Source organism: Paucihalobacter ruber, assembly GCF_006494535.1.
Lineage (GTDB): Bacteria > Bacteroidota > Bacteroidia > Flavobacteriales > Flavobacteriaceae > Paucihalobacter > Paucihalobacter ruber.
Genome location: NZ_VHIQ01000005.1, coordinates 168,165 through 182,944 on the forward strand (window position 1 = coordinate 168,165; position 14,780 = coordinate 182,944).

General features: G+C 36.5%; 10 protein-coding genes. 1 reads left to right on the forward strand and 9 read right to left on the reverse strand.

Going from position 1 to position 14,780, the window contains the following annotated elements:
- Window position 1 precedes the first annotated feature (1 nt).
- The 7 genes from FJ651_RS11250 to FJ651_RS11280 all read right to left on the reverse strand — a co-directional run bounded on the left by FJ651_RS11250 (window position 2) and on the right by FJ651_RS11280 (window position 9,268).
- Window positions 2-1,792, reverse strand: a complete 1,791-nt coding sequence (locus FJ651_RS11250; RefSeq protein WP_246085358.1) for an OstA-like protein — start codon at window positions 1,790-1,792, stop codon at window positions 2-4.
- Window positions 1,793-1,861: 69 nt separating this feature from the next.
- Window positions 1,862-3,142, reverse strand: a complete 1,281-nt coding sequence (locus tag FJ651_RS11255; RefSeq protein ID WP_140990622.1) for an adenylosuccinate synthase — start codon at window positions 3,140-3,142, stop codon at window positions 1,862-1,864.
- A 12-nt stretch (window positions 3,143-3,154) separates the two neighbouring features.
- Window positions 3,155-3,607: a Fur family transcriptional regulator gene (locus FJ651_RS11260; protein ID WP_140990623.1), complete on the reverse strand. Its 453-nt coding sequence runs from the start codon at window positions 3,605-3,607 to the stop codon at window positions 3,155-3,157.
- A 36-nt stretch (window positions 3,608-3,643) separates the two neighbouring features.
- On the reverse strand, window positions 3,644-5,863 hold the full coding sequence (locus tag FJ651_RS11265) for a RelA/SpoT family protein (protein ID WP_140990624.1): 2,220 nt from the start codon (window positions 5,861-5,863) through the stop codon (window positions 3,644-3,646).
- A gap of 73 nt (window positions 5,864-5,936) precedes the next feature.
- Window positions 5,937-7,169, reverse strand: a complete 1,233-nt coding sequence (locus FJ651_RS11270; RefSeq protein ID WP_140990625.1) for a M48 family metallopeptidase — start codon at window positions 7,167-7,169, stop codon at window positions 5,937-5,939.
- 115 nt (window positions 7,170-7,284) lie between these two features.
- Window positions 7,285-8,082 carry a TrmH family RNA methyltransferase gene (locus FJ651_RS11275; protein WP_140990626.1) on the reverse strand — a complete coding sequence of 266 codons (798 nt, stop codon included), beginning with the start codon at window positions 8,080-8,082 and terminating at the stop codon, window positions 7,285-7,287.
- Between the two features lie 31 nt (window positions 8,083-8,113).
- Window positions 8,114-9,268: a TlpA family protein disulfide reductase gene (locus FJ651_RS11280; RefSeq protein ID WP_140990627.1), complete on the reverse strand. Its 1,155-nt coding sequence runs from the start codon at window positions 9,266-9,268 to the stop codon at window positions 8,114-8,116.
- 266 nt (window positions 9,269-9,534) lie between these two features.
- Between FJ651_RS11280 and FJ651_RS11285 the strand changes: the two genes are divergently transcribed.
- Window positions 9,535-10,320: a DUF6503 family protein gene (locus tag FJ651_RS11285; RefSeq protein ID WP_140990628.1), complete on the forward strand. Its 786-nt coding sequence runs from the start codon at window positions 9,535-9,537 to the stop codon at window positions 10,318-10,320.
- Between the two features lie 30 nt (window positions 10,321-10,350).
- Here the strand turns inward: FJ651_RS11285 and FJ651_RS11290 are convergent, their stop codons facing one another.
- Both FJ651_RS11290 and FJ651_RS11295 read right to left on the reverse strand, forming a co-directional pair.
- Window positions 10,351-11,652, reverse strand: a complete 1,302-nt coding sequence (locus FJ651_RS11290) for an amidohydrolase family protein (RefSeq protein ID WP_140990629.1) — start codon at window positions 11,650-11,652, stop codon at window positions 10,351-10,353.
- Between the two features lie 106 nt (window positions 11,653-11,758).
- The gene (locus tag FJ651_RS11295; protein WP_140990630.1) at window positions 11,759-14,740 is read right to left on the reverse strand and encodes an amidohydrolase family protein; all 2,982 of its coding nucleotides are present in this window, start codon (window positions 14,738-14,740) and stop codon (window positions 11,759-11,761) included.
- Window positions 14,741-14,780 lie beyond the last annotated feature (40 nt).

The following is a 14,780-nucleotide window of genomic DNA, read 5'->3' on the forward strand; positions in this document are numbered from 1 at the left end:
ATTAGTTGTCTTTTTTATTACTGATTTTCGAGATTACTTTTTCTTGGGTGACTTCTTTTTTTGAATCTTCTTCAGATGGTTTCGGGATGTTTCTGGCAGCCTTACTGGTGGTGTCGTCTTTATCTTTTTTAGTGGCTTCAACGCGTTCCAGCAGTGCTTCATCAAAAAACTCCTCTTGCGGAATGTAGGGATCTAAGCCCTTTATAACAGGTAATACTAAAGGTGGTTCGTCTTTAAATAAATCTTCAACGCTGTTGGGTTTTTCTTCTTCGCGCCAGTCAAACCCTCTAAAAAGTCTGGCGTTTTTTGGGAAATCTTCTTCGGGATACAACAAACCGTCTACCTGTTTAATCATTCTAATTTCATCAATGTCGTTGTCAGTTATTTGAATATTGATTAAAGCCGACATAGATTTATTAATTCCCACCAGTTCGTTTTCGCTATTGTAGGAATAGTAAATCACTTCGGCATTTTTAATGATGTCTACGTTATACAGCTCGTTATCTCTAAACAAGCCAATTAATGTTTGGCCTTTTATTTGGTTAAAACCGCCACTCAAGGTGTCTTTGCTAATTAAAAAAGCATTGTTAAATACTCTAAGACTGTCTAGTTTTTCTGTTTCTACGTTTGAAATTAAATGAATGGTGTCTCCGGTCATCTGGTTACCTATATTCCACAAAATGGGTTTTCGGGCAGTTGCAAATACATCAGATGTTGAAAACCGCCTTAAATTTATCATCTGTGTGAGTCCGCTTTTATGATCAACATGAACTGAATCTGCCTTGCCCGATAAATCGCTTTTGTAAATTCTCACATCGTAGTAAGCCCGTGTAATGCGATGTTCTTCAGGGCCGGTAACCATAAGCGTATCGCTACGCATATATATGGAGTCCTTATCCTGAACCGAAATGGCCAGCACCCGTTTGGTAATAAATACCGAATCTTTGTCTTTAAAAACTTCGGCATAATGACCCTTTATGATGCTTTTGTTAATGGTATCGGTAACAGTAATATTATTTGATGCCGATGCAAAACTAGTATTACGGTTGAAGTATAAACTGTCGCCTTCAATAGTTCGATTGTCATAATCTATTTTAGAATTTTTAATAAAATATCCGGTATCATTATTGGTATTGTAAAAACCGCGTTCGCAATATATGTTGTTGTTTTCACCTTTAATGGTTGATGGACCGTACATATAGGAGTGTCCGGTTTCAGAATAAAAGTCTAAATGATTGGTTTTTAAAACGTATTCGGGATTGACCAAAACTACATTATCGACAAATTGATATTTTTGTGTTTCGAGATAATATCTTCCTATGGTGCTGGTGATGGTACCCGAGGTGTCTCTAACAACCTTTCCCATTGATTTGTAATAGGCTTGTTGTTTGGTGCGATCAAACCAAAGTGTATCGGTGGTTAAAACAGATTTAGGCTCGGTTAGTACAACATCACCACTGGCAAAAGCCAATTGGGTTTTACCGCTGTATTCTGCATACTTGGCGGTCATATTAATAGTGTCGCCTTGTTGCATATTTACATTGCTAAAGGCCTCAATGAAGTCTTCTTTTTCGTAATAAAGTGCTTTATCGCAATAAAGGTTTACACCTTCGTGTATAAAGTGAACCTGTTGTTGGTTATCGCGTCTAAATTCTCTTACGCCTTCACCAAGTTCAGGACTGGATAACGCAAAACCTGAGTATTTAATGGTGATACGTTTTTTCTCTTGACCAAATGTCGATGCAGAGACGCATAGCAATACGAGAAGTAAAAAAACTTGTTTTATTTTCAAAATTAATGCTTTAACCAAAATAACTCATTTTGGAGCCGTAAATTATTGTTTAACAAAACTTTTAACAATTTACATGACCTTTCTAACGATTGTTTGCTTTCTATCAGGCCCAACTGAAACGATGGTAATTGGAATTTGAAGCTCTTTTTCAAGAAATGCCACATAATCGTTAAACTCTTTTGGAAGTTCATCGTCGCTGTTCATGGCGGTTAAATCGGCTTGCCAGCCCTTTAGTTCTGTGTAAATTGGCGTAACATTTTCCGCTTCAATATTATAAGGTAAATGCGAAATAGTGTCGCCTTTATAAATGTAGGCTGTGCAAACTTTTAGATGATCAAATCCTGAAAGCACATCGCCTTTCATCATAATAAGTTGAGTCACCCCGTTAATTCTGCAAGAATATTTAAGAGCAACCAAATCCAACCAACCGCAGCGTCTTGGTCTGCCGGTTGTAGCGCCAAATTCTTGACCAACACGTCCCATGGTTTCGCCGTATTCGTCGAATAATTCGGTTGGAAAAGGTCCAGACCCAACTCTTGTGGTGTAAGCTTTAAATATTCCAAACACTTCACCAATAGCACTCGGTGGTATTCCTAAACCCGTGCATGCACCGGCTGCTGTTGTATTTGACGAAGTAACATAAGGATAGGTTCCAAAGTCAATATCTAACAATGAGCCTTGGGCACCTTCGGCTAAGATGGTTTTATTGTTTTGTTGTGCCTGATATATATATTCTTCAGAATCAATAAATTGTAGAGATTTTAGAGTTTCTACCGCGCTAAAAAATTCGTTCTCCAATTCTTGTAAATCGTATTGAACGTCAACATTGTAAAAAGCAATCATGGCTTCATGCTTGTCTGCTAATGCGCGGTATTTGTCTTTCCAATCTGCTAATTCTACATCTCCAACACGAATACCATTTCTACCGGTTTTGTCCATGTAAGTTGGGCCAATACCTTTAAGTGTTGAACCAATTTTAGCCTTACCCTTGGCAGCCTCACTGGCCGCATCGAGCAATCTGTGTGTCGGTAAAATAATATGCGCTTTTCTGGAAATAAGCAAAGACTTTTGGTAATTAACATTTTGAAGGTCGAGCTTGTCCAATTCTTTTTTAAAGATTACCGGATCAATCACCACACCATTACCTACAATATTGATGGTGTTATCGTGAAAAATACCTGATGGTATGGTATGTAAAACGTGTTTTTTCCCGTTAAAAACCAGGGTATGACCTGCATTTGGGCCACCTTGAAAACGTGCAACAATATCGTATTTTGAGGTGAATACATCAACAATTTTTCCTTTGCCTTCGTCACCCCATTGTAAGCCTAGTAGTAAATCTACTGCCATGTTTAAATTAAGTTATTTAGTTGTGTTTTTTGTTCCGTAAAAGTAAAGAGAGTGGTTGCTTATTTTAATATCAAACACTTCTTCGATGGTTTTTTTTATTGATTGGATTCTTGGGTCGCAAAACTCTATTACTTCTCCCGTATCTGTAAGAATAACATGGTCGTGCTGTCTGTCAAAATATGATTTTTCATAGTGCGCCTGACTTTGTCCGAACTGATGTTTTCTAACAAGCCCGCAATCCAAAAGTAGTTCTATGGTGTTATAAAGGGTAGCTCTGCTTACCCGATAATTTTTATTTTTCATCATGATATAGAGCGATTCTATATCGAAATGTTCGTTACTTTCGTAGATTTCCTGAAGAATAGCGTAACGTTCGGGGGTTTTACGGTGACCTTTTTCTTCCAGGAATTTGGTAAAAACATTTTTTACAATTTCTTGATTAGATTCTTTGGTTTTTGCATTCATAAGCCATTGCTTTTGCTGCGCAAATTTAAGTTTTTTTTAAACGCGTCTTACTTTATCTATGCCGTTTATCTTTTTTAGGTTATCAATGAGTGTTTTGAGCATGTTTATGTTTTTCACCACAACAGTAATTTTGCCATTAAAAACGCCGCTATCGCTTTCAAAACTTAAATTCTTCATATTAACATGCATGTTTTGAGAAATAAGTTTGGTGATTTCGTTTACCAAACCTAAATTGTCAATACCCGATAGTTCTATTTGTGAGGTGTATTCCTGTTGCGAAGAGTCTATCCATTTGGCCGTCATTATTCTGTAGGCGTAATTTGATTGCAGGCTAAGTGCATTTGGACAAGTTTTTTTATGAACTTTAATACCTTCGTTAATGGTTAAAAACCCAAAAACTTCGTCGCCAGGAATGGGATTGCAACAATTGGCAAGTTTATAATCCAGTTTTTGTTCGTCTTTGCCGAATACCAACATGTCGTACTTGTTGGTAATCTCATCCTTGTCAATATCTTTTAATGTTTCGGTTCTTCTGATTTTATTTTTGAGATAGCTTACCAAAGCGTTACTACGTGAGGATGCAAAAGCTTTTAGCATGGTATTATCGATACTTCCGTTGCCAATGCGATAAAATAAATCTAATGAAGTACTTAATTTAAAATAATTAACCAGCTCATTAATAGAACGTTCGTTAAGGGTTATTTTAAGAGACTTTAATTTTCGGCGTAGAATTTCCTTACCGTCTTCTGCAATGTCTTTTTTCTCTTCTCTTAAAGAGGTTTTAATTTTACTTCTTGCTCGGGCCGTTGTAGCATAATCCAACCAGTTTACATTAGGTTTGGCATTGTCTGAGGTTAAAATTTCAACTCTGTCACCACTTTTTAACACATGACTTAGTGGTACTAGTTTACCGTTTACTTTGGCACCACGTGTACGCATACCTACTTCGGTGTGAATGCTAAAGGCAAAATCTAACGGTGTAGCGCCTTTTGGCAGAGAAATTAAGTCGCCTTTGGGTGAAAAGACAAATATTTCTTTTGAATATAAGTTGAGTTTAAACTGTTCAACAAAATCAACGGCATTGGTTTCGCTGTTTTCGAGAGCCTCCTGTAATTTTTGAATCCAGCTTTCTAAAAGATCTTCTTCCTGTTCTTTTTCGTTGGTGCCTTGTTTGTACTTATAATGCGCTGCGTAGCCTTTTTCGGCTACTTCATTCATTCGTTCGCTTCTGATTTGTACTTCGACCCATCGTCCTTTTGGCCCTATTACGGTAATATGCAAGGCCTCATACCCCGTAGATTTAGGTGATGAGATCCAGTCGCGTAACCTTACAGGATTAGGTGTGAAATGATCGGTTACAATAGAATATATTTTCCATGCCAGAAACTTTTCGTTGGCAGCGTCTGATTTATAGATGATTCGAACAGCAAACTTATCGTAAACTTCATCAAAGGTCACACCTTGTTTAATCATTTTTTGCCTGATGGAGTAAATGGATTTTGGTCTGCCTTTTATCTCGTAATTTAAACTTTCTTTATCGAGTGAATCTACAATAACCTTTGAAAAATCTTTGATATAGATGTCTTGCTCTTCTTTACTTTCCTCCATTTTGTTGAGGATATCGTTATAGACTTCAGGCTCGGTGTATTTTAAACCCAGATCTTCAAGTTCGGTTTTAATATTGTAAAGCCCTATTTTGTGCGCCAGTGGTGCGTATATGTAAAGGGTTTCAGAAGCTATTTTAAGTTGTTTATCTAAGCGCATCGACTCCATGGTTTGCATGTTGTGCAAACGGTCGGCAATTTTTATGATGATAACCCGCACGTCATCGTTGAGTGTGAGCAACATTTTTCTGAAGTTTTCTGCCTGTAAAGACACATCTCCATCGGTGTCTAATTTTGAAATTTTTGTAAGTCCGTCAACAATTTTAGCAACCGTCGACCCAAATAAGCGTTCAATGTCGGCAAGTGTATAGTTTTCGTTGTCTTCAACTACATCATGAAGTAAAGCTGCAGCAATAGAGGTAGCATCGAGACCAATTTCCTGGGCTACAATTTTAGCGACAGCAATGGGGTGAAAAATATAGGCTTCACCCGATTTGCGACGTTGATTTTTATGCGCATCAACAGCCACCTCAAAGGCCTCACGGATAAACTTTTTATCCTCGCGACTTAAAGTGCGGTAACTAACCTTTAAAAGCTCTTTGTAGGCTTTGGCAATAGCGGCGTTTTCTTTTTCTATATCAACTTCAGTCATAACACTAAGATAAACTAATGCGTGTTAATTAGCAATGTTTTCATTTATTATTTAAATATAATATTTTTTAAAGTTAATGTTTTAAAACCTGTATGCGCTTGAGTAAAGTTGGATGTGAATAATGCATAAAAACGTAAGCCGGATGCGGTGTAAGGTTGCTTAAACTATTTTTAGATAATTTTTTTAATCCCGAAATTAACGGTTCTGCCTTGTAAGTGGTTTTAGCGTAGTGATCGGCCTGGTATTCGAATGTTCTCGATAAGTAATTCATAATAAGTCCTGTGATTTCTGAGATAGGACTATACAACAACCCGAATGCAATCAATCCGGCATGAAAACTAGGAGTGCTTACGCCTATGGCATTTGAAAGCAAAGGGTTTGAAATGAAAATTGACAGTAGGTATAAGGTAATACCGGTTAAAATGATTGAAAGTAGCAGGTTGATAATAATGTGTTGCTTTTTGTAATGACCAACTTCGTGAGCCAATACAGCAACAATTTCGTCTTCGTCTAAATCGTTGATGAGGGTATCGTACAAAGTTACACGCTTTTCTTTGCCGAAACCGGAGAAGTAGGCGTTGGCTTTGGTGCTTCGCTTAGACCCGTCAATAACAAAAATATTGTCTAGATTAAAACCTACCGAGGCTGCATAACCTGAAATTTTATCGCGCAAACTGCCATTTTCCAATGGGGTTTGTTTATTAAACAACGGCACTATGAGTCTGGCGTAAAACATATTCATAAAGACTGTAAACAAAGTGATGACAATCCAGGCATAAATCCAGAATTTTTCTTGGGTAAATTGATAAATCCATACAATGAATGCCAAAATTCCACCTCCTAAAAGTACGAGCATGAGCAATCCTTTTAGTTTGTCTTTTATAAAAGTAGCCTTTGATGTTTTATTAAATCCGAATTGTTCTTCTATTACAAAAGTTTTATAATATGAAAACGGTGTTGACAACAAATCGCTGGCTATCATGATGATTCCAAAAAATATCAGCGCTACCACGATGGGATGACTACTGTAATTCCGGGCAATTTGATCTACCCATTCAAAACCGTCCAACCATAGAAAAGCGATGGTTAAAACAAATGAAAACAGTGAACTCCATAAGCCAAATTTGTAATTAGTAAATTTGTAATTCATGGATTTTTGATAGGCTTCGGTATCGAAAACATCGTTTATTTCCGAAGGAACTTCATCTTTAAAGTGTTTGGCGTTTAAGGCATCTAAAACTTTATCGATGATGAAATTAACGGTTAAAATGCCAATGATAATATAGAAAAGTGTTTGGGCTGTCATAGTTTTAAAACTTTCAAATTCCAAATTCCAAATTCCAAACCCAATAATTATTGGGACCAAATTTTGAATTCAAGATGTGAAATTAAAGATTTGAAGTTATTTTTTAATTGTTTGGTTATAAAAATTTGCGTTGACGTTTGGCTTCAAAAAGTAAAATACCGGCAGCCACCGAAACGTTCATCGAATCTATGGTGCCTTGCATGGGTATAATAATATTTTGCGTGGCCGAATTGGTCCATTCGGCACTTAAGCCTGCATCTTCTGTGCCAACCACAATCGCAGTTGGATGCGTGAGATCTATTTCGGTGTAATTTTTAGCAGATTGTAATGAGGCACAATAAATAGCGATGTTATGGTCTTTTAAAAACGATATGACCTCATGCGTTGTGCCCGTTGCAATTTGATTGGTAAAAACGCAGCCAACACTGCTTCTAATGATATTGGGGTTATATAAATCGGTTTTTGGATTGGCAATAATTACGGCATCTACATTGGCGGCGTCTGCCGTACGCAGCAGTGCACCTATATTTCCCGGTTTTTCGGGTGCTTCGGCTACTAAAATTAACGGATTGGCTTTTGATAAATTTAAATCTGAAAGCTTGTGCATTTTACATTCTGCCAGGGCAAGAACGCCTTCAGTGCCATCGCGATGCGCTAATTTTTGAAATACTTCTTTTGAAACTTCAATCACTTCTACACCGTAATGTAAAAAGGATTTAGCCTCGGTTTCTGAAAATAAATCGGGATAGAAAAGAAGGGTTTTGATGTTAAAACCACCTTTAATGGCAAGTGATAACTCTCTTTTGCCTTCAATTAAAAATAACTTTGTTTGATTTCGCTCTCTTGATTTCTCTTTTAATTTCAGGAGTGATTTAATATATGGATTTTGTGAACTTGTTATTTTTTTTAACATTGTAAATGATACTTATAGTGGTAAAGACGCTTTAAATTTTGGTCAGAAATTGTTTTAATTCTGATATTTCAGGATTGATTGCTAAAATAGTTCCGGTTTTATCAACTAAGATTTGGGCGCCTCCTTGATTCGATATGTTGTGTTTTTCCCATATTTTATTTTCATCACTTATTTCTGCGAGTTGAACCCATGGATAATTGTATTTTTTTAGAGCTTCTAAGTACTGTTCTTCAGATGTTATGCCTCCAATGACTCCTATAATTTCAAGGTTTGAATTACTCAACTCTTCGTATATTGAAAACATAGATTTACTTTTTTTGATACAAGGCCCACACCAGGGAGCCCACAAATCTATGAGTGTAAATTCGTTTTGTGAAATAAATTTTGAAAGAGTATAAATCTTGCCTAGTGAATCTCTAGCTGAAAAATCTATATACTTTCCACCAACTTTAAAATTACTTAAAGCATCTAACCTTAATTTGGCAATTTCATTATATGGATGATCAGGTATTTTTTTGTGAAATAAATTGGCGTATTTTTTTAGTGTATCGACATCAAAAAAATGTCGATCGGATTCTACTCTCAAAATTTCCAAAAACTTTCCATAACCAAATAAATTTATTTTGCTTTTTAAATAACGAAGTTCAAAATTGGAAACATCTGTAATAATTGAATTTATACTATCAGTTAATGATTGATATGAATCTGATTCAATTTGACCAATTTTATACAATGAATCTTTCTTTCGATTTAAGATGTTGTATGTGTTAAAGTATTTGTTTTTAATTATTTGATTATAAATAGTTTCTTCTTCATAAAGGGAACTTCCAATAACTGTGTTTTCTTCAAATTTTTCAATTGGATACAGCGTGAATTTGATTGTGTCATTTTCAGGTAAGAATTGAATTGGCGCCCACATTCCGGAGTCTAGTTCGTCTTGAAATATTAATTCATAAACTTCAATAAAATCAAATTGCATTTCATGATTAAAAAAACCATTTTCATCAATTTTAATTTCTAAACCACTGTTTCTGAAATCTTGTGTTGATTTTTTTAATATTAAAATTTCACTGTTTCTGTCAACAACCTTTCCGGTTAAATAAGATATGTTTTTATCATTTTTATCACATGATAAAATCATAATTAATAAAATTATTCCAGGGATAAAAAATATTTTTTTCGACATGTTATTGTTTTAACTTTTGTTCTATAAGAAATAAGAACATTAATATATTTTTTATTGGATTTATTTAAGTAAGAACTCTTAATAGTTTAGATTAGTGCCTTAAAGGTATTCTTTATTACTACAAATTAAAATAATAATCTAAGATATTCGATTAGTTTGATAATTTTTTAAATGAAATATTTTGGATGGGTTTAGTTTTGAATATTAATAGGAATTCATTTACATAATGAATATCTTTAGAGTGATTTTCCCCAATTAAGAAAGCTATGATGAAAAACGTATTGATTGTATTTTGTGTACTATGTGCTATCAACTGCGACAATTCGCCAAAATCTGAAAAAAAAATCTCAAGAAAATTTCAAGTTGAACAGAGTCGTTTTCCAACAGTTTTGGAGCAAATATTTGAGGTTCATGGCGGATTAAACAGATGGGAACAGATGAAGCGCTTGGAATTTTCCTTTGATAACTCCAATACCACCGAAAGGCATTCTGTTGACTTAAAATCCCGAAAAACACTTATTGAAAGCGAGGCTTATACCATTGGTTTTGATGGTTCAAATACCTGGATTAAGAGTGATAATAACACCTTCAACATTGACCCTAAGTTTTATTATAACCGCATGTTTTATTTATATGCCATGCCATTTGTTGTATCCGATCCCGGTATTTTTTATACCGAGCGTAAAGATGCTACCTTAGAATTTGAGCGATATGGCGCAGTTCATATTGGTTTTAGAAGAAGTATTGGTACTTCGCCTCAAGACGAATACATCATTTATTACAATAAAAAAACCATGGAAATGACCTGGTTGGCTTATACAGTTACTTATTTTGATAAAAAAAGAAGCACCGATTGGTATTTTGTTAAATACGACAACTGGCAGGAAGTTAATGGTTTGAAACTTCCAAAAACCATGATCACCTACAGCACTAAAGACGACAAACCTTCTGAACCTATTAAGACTATTAATTTTTTTGATGTGAGTGTCACCTTAGATACTATCGATGATCAAAAATTTGAAGCGATCAAAGGTAGTCGCTTCGTTCAATAAAAAAACCCGCTCATTGGCGGGTCCTTTTGATTAGTCTTGTTGTTCGTTGAACTTGTTGGAATAACGCTGATATAAATTAGTGTGATGACTTTCTAAAGAAATATTTCTGCCATCAATAAAAGCATGGCTTAAAACATTACCTCTCATATCTAATGCATCACCTTCAGAAATAAAAAGTGTAGCACTTTTACCAACTTCCAATGTGCCGTACTTATCGTCGATGCCTAATATTTTAGCCGCGTTACTTGTAATTAGTTTTAAAGCATCTTCCTTATCCATACCTTGTCCAACAACCTGCCCGGCGTAAAACGGGAGATTTCTGGTGTTCATACGCTCCATTCTACCGCCCGGATTGATGGTTACCAATAAACCTGCATCGTGAAGCAACTTTGGATTTTTATAGGGTAAATCGTAATCGTCGTCTTCAAAGCTCGGCGTACTTTGGGTTCTGCCAACCACCACCGGAATGTTGTGTTGCTTTAAAAAATCGGTAATTTTATAAGCGTGATAGGCGCCAACTAAAACCACCTTATCAATACCCATTTCTTTGGCAAAAGTAACAGCATCAATAATTTCTTTTTCGCTTGTGGCATCAATAAACAACTTCTGAGATCCATCAAATAAACCCTGTACGGCTTCAAAAGCTAGATTCTTTTTAGCGGGTTTGGTTTTGGCGTAAATTTTCGCGTCGGTTAAAAAGGTTTTAAAAGTTTCGATTTCGCTGCTGTAGTTCTTGTTAGGTGAGTAACCCGCAGGTTCACCTAACCACCATCTGCCGCGAGAAAAACTATTGGGCCAGTTGAGGTGAAGCGCATCGTCAACTTTAACCGCGGCATCTTCCCAATTCCAGGCATCAAATTGAACAACTGATGATGTACCTGTTAATCTGCCACCGCGAGGTACAATCTGTCCCATTAAAACACCGTTGGGACGCATACTTTCTACAACCCGACTTTCGGCATTGTAGGCGATTAAACTTCTAATGTTCGGTGAGATACTTCCAATTTCATTAACATCCATACTGGCGCGAACAGCATCAACTTCACCTAAGCCTAAAGTACTGTTAACTGTTATAAAACCCGGATATACATGTTTACCTTCTGCGTTAATGATTTTTCCCTTAGGTGAGACATTTGCACCTACTTCGGTAATAACACCATTATCAAATACAATGGTGGCGTTGTTAACAACGGTTCCGTTACCAACATGAGCGGTGACACCTGTTATTGAAATGGTCTCGGTTTGTTTTCCTGCGGGTGTTTGCTGGGCATTCGTAAAAAGACTCATCAGCATTAAGCCACTTAAAAATATATGTTGAATTAAATGTTTCATCTGTTTAAATTATTTGTTTTTTATAGGTCAGATGGAACACCCTAAATAATTATGCGTTTGTGTGCAAAATTTTTACATGGGTGTTTCATTTTGTTCTTTGTTTTAATTAGTCGTGATCTTGAAATCCTTCAAATAAATGATCGGTATCGCAATGGAAATCGCGCTCGGCACGTTTGGTAGGCGTTTGAGTTTTTCCGCCGCCATTTTTGGCATCCATCATCATTTTCATTAGTTTATTTCTTTCTTCGTTAATTGCCTGGCGTTTTTTCATGTCTTCTTCTAAATCAAAATAAACGGCACCATCGATGATGGTTTTTTCAGGTTTGGCGTAAAGTGACAACGGATGATCGTTCCATAGAACCAGATCAGCATCTTTACCTTCTTTGATGCTTCCGGTTCGGTTGTCAATATGAAGCATTTTTGCCGGGTTAATAGTCACCATTTTCCAGGCTTCTTCTTCGCTAACACCGCCGTATTTTACAGTTTTGGCGGCTTCCTGATTGAGACGTCTAATCATTTCACCATCGTCGCTGTTGATGGCAACGTTTAAACCAACATTTTGCATAATAGCGGCATTGTAGGGTATGGCATCGTTAACTTCGTATTTGTAAGCCCACCAGTCGCTAAATGTTGAAGCACCAATAACGCCGTGTTTTTTCATGATGTCGGCCACTTTGTAGCCTTCTAGAATATGCGTGAAAGTATTCACCTTAAAATTGAAGGATTCGGCTACTTTCATCAACATATTAATTTCGCTTTGTACATAAGAATGACAGCTGATAAAACGCTCACCATTTAAAATTTCGAGCAGGGTTTCCATCTCCTCATCATAGCGGAAAGACTTCCCGCTTTTCTTTTGTGCTTCGTATTCTTTGGCCTGTTGGAAATAGTCCATATAAACTTGTTCAACGCCCATTCTGGTTTGAGGGAATCTAGCAGTTTCGGTATTACCCCAGTTAGATTGTTTTACGTTTTCACCTAAAGCGAATTTGATAAACTTAGGCGAATTGCTGTAAATCATGTTATTGGCATTTTCACCCCATTTAAATTTAACGATGGCCGAACGACCTCCGATTGGGTTGGCAGAACCATGTAAGAGCTGCGCTGAGGTAACACCACCTGCCAGAGCGCGATACACTCCAATGTCATCGGGGTCTACCACATCTTCCATTTTAACTTCGGCTGAAGAATTGTGTCCGCCTTCGTTTACCGATGATAAAGCCAAATGGGAATGTTCGTCAATAATTCCGGCCGTTAAATGTTTGCCGGTAGCGTCGATTACCTGCGCGTTTCCTGCTGAAAGGTTTTTACCTATTTTAGAAATTTTACCGTTTTTAACCAAAACGTCTGTGTTTTCTAAATTGCCGTTGGCCTCGCTCGTCCAAACAGTAGCATTTTTAAACAGCATATCCTGAGATTTAGGAAGGCTATTGTTTCCAAAAGCCATATTTGGATACGTAACCGATACAGTTTCGGGCGTACTTTCTTCTTTTTTATCCTTCTTTTTACTTTCAAAGGCTTGAGTTTTGGTTGCTGTGAAAGCCGATGCCAATCCGTTAGGTAAGATGAGTCTTCCGCTCAAGTTATCGGAAGTGTTACTTACAATGCTTGTCATACGATATAACTCATCGTCTTTGGTCATTCCAATTTCTACCCAATTGTCTTTGTAGGCGATGGTAGATTTATATTTGATAGTATCCACCGTAATTTCAATACTTGGTTTAGAAATTTCGCCACCAAGTTTCATAGTGTAGTTTTTGCCGGCTACGTTTAAATTATAGTCGCCTCTAATGTCTTTTTGATTTAGGTCGTTTATCACGTGTTTTTCACCCTGAATCCAGTTCTCATAAAAAGTTGTGCCTTTATCAAAAATAGGCCCTGATGTAATTGTAAAATTGGCAAATGAGCCATTGTTTAAATTACCAATTTGGTTGTTGTTTAAAATGCTTGCCGGCACTGTGGTGAGGGCTTTAAGTGCTGTAGTTTCATCTAAACCATAGCTGATGGCTTTTTGGATTCGGCTTATAATTTCTTTGGCCGATTTCAAATCGTGGGTTGTAAAAGCAAAAGGTACATTGTTTTCTGCTAAAACCTTTGGATTGCCAGGTGCCTGATTCCAATGTCTCATATCTTGAAGAGATACATATTCTGCCTGGTAAGGATTGGAAACGTCGTAAGCATCAGGAAAATTTAATGGAATAATGAAGGTAGCATTGGTAGCTTTTACATCTTTAATGTTTTCATATTCATAGCCGCTACCTACGATAATATATTGTATGTTAAATAAATCACCGACTTTATCGGCTCTCAAATTATTTAACTTGTCTTTTGATTCAAAAATAGCAGGTAAGCTTTTGTTTTTATTTAAAGCTTCTAAAGATAAATCTTTGTTTTTAGCGTTCCCTTTAGCATACCAATCGGCGTCATGATACATTTGTCTCAATAAGGCTAAAGTTCCCATAGTAGAACTTGGATACGACTGGTTTTTAACCACGCTTCTTGAAAATGAAAAGTGCTGTGTAGCCTTTTCCTGAAGAATGCGTTCACCATTATTACCATTTTGGTTTAAGGCCACTACCATACCGGTGCCACGGGCTATACCATCGTGATGATGCGTACCAACGGCTGCAAATCCGGCCTCAACTAGTTCCTTGGCTTTTTTGTCGTCAAATTTAAAATGGTCGGCAGCATTGACTTCCGGCATAATATGATCGTTCCAGTAATAACCGGTGCGCGAAGGGTCGTATTGAGGCGATCTTCCAAATCCGGCGCTTCGTTTCGGTTTTTCAATACCAAAATCGCTGTAAGCGTCAATAAAAGAAGGATAAATGTATTTACCTTCAAGATTAATAATTTTTGTGTTTTCAGGAAGTTTCACTGAGGTGCCAACCTGAAGTACCTTACCGTTTTGAATAAGCAAAGTAGCGTTGTCAATTTTTTGTGTTGCATTTACATAAACAGTGGCATTTGTAAATGCTGTGTAATTAGAGTTGTTGTTGCTAACGCCGTCATTTTTTGGAAAGTATTCTTGTGAGAATAACGATATTTGCCACAAAAACAACAACAAGGAAAAAGTTAATCTTGTCATTTTTTAAAGTTAGTTAATATGTTAGAGGCTTAAAGATAGA

Coding starts and splice junctions, on each gene's coding strand:
- FJ651_RS11265 (WP_140990624.1), bottom strand. CDS start 5,863: ATGACTGAAGTTGATATAGAAAAAGAAAACGCCGCTATTGCCAAAGCC.
- FJ651_RS11260 (WP_140990623.1), bottom strand. CDS start 3,607: ATGAATGCAAAAACCAAAGAATCTAATCAAGAAATTGTAAAAAATGTT.
- FJ651_RS11270 (WP_140990625.1), bottom strand. CDS start 7,169: ATGACAGCCCAAACACTTTTCTATATTATCATTGGCATTTTAACCGTT.
- FJ651_RS11280 (WP_140990627.1), bottom strand. CDS start 9,268: ATGTCGAAAAAAATATTTTTTATCCCTGGAATAATTTTATTAATTATG.
- FJ651_RS11275 (WP_140990626.1), bottom strand. CDS start 8,082: ATGTTAAAAAAAATAACAAGTTCACAAAATCCATATATTAAATCACTC.
- FJ651_RS11295 (WP_140990630.1), bottom strand. CDS start 14,740: ATGACAAGATTAACTTTTTCCTTGTTGTTGTTTTTGTGGCAAATATCG.
- FJ651_RS11290 (WP_140990629.1), bottom strand. CDS start 11,652: ATGAAACATTTAATTCAACATATATTTTTAAGTGGCTTAATGCTGATG.
- FJ651_RS11255 (WP_140990622.1), bottom strand. CDS start 3,142: ATGGCAGTAGATTTACTACTAGGCTTACAATGGGGTGACGAAGGCAAA.
- FJ651_RS11285 (WP_140990628.1), top strand. CDS start 9,535: ATGATGAAAAACGTATTGATTGTATTTTGTGTACTATGTGCTATCAAC.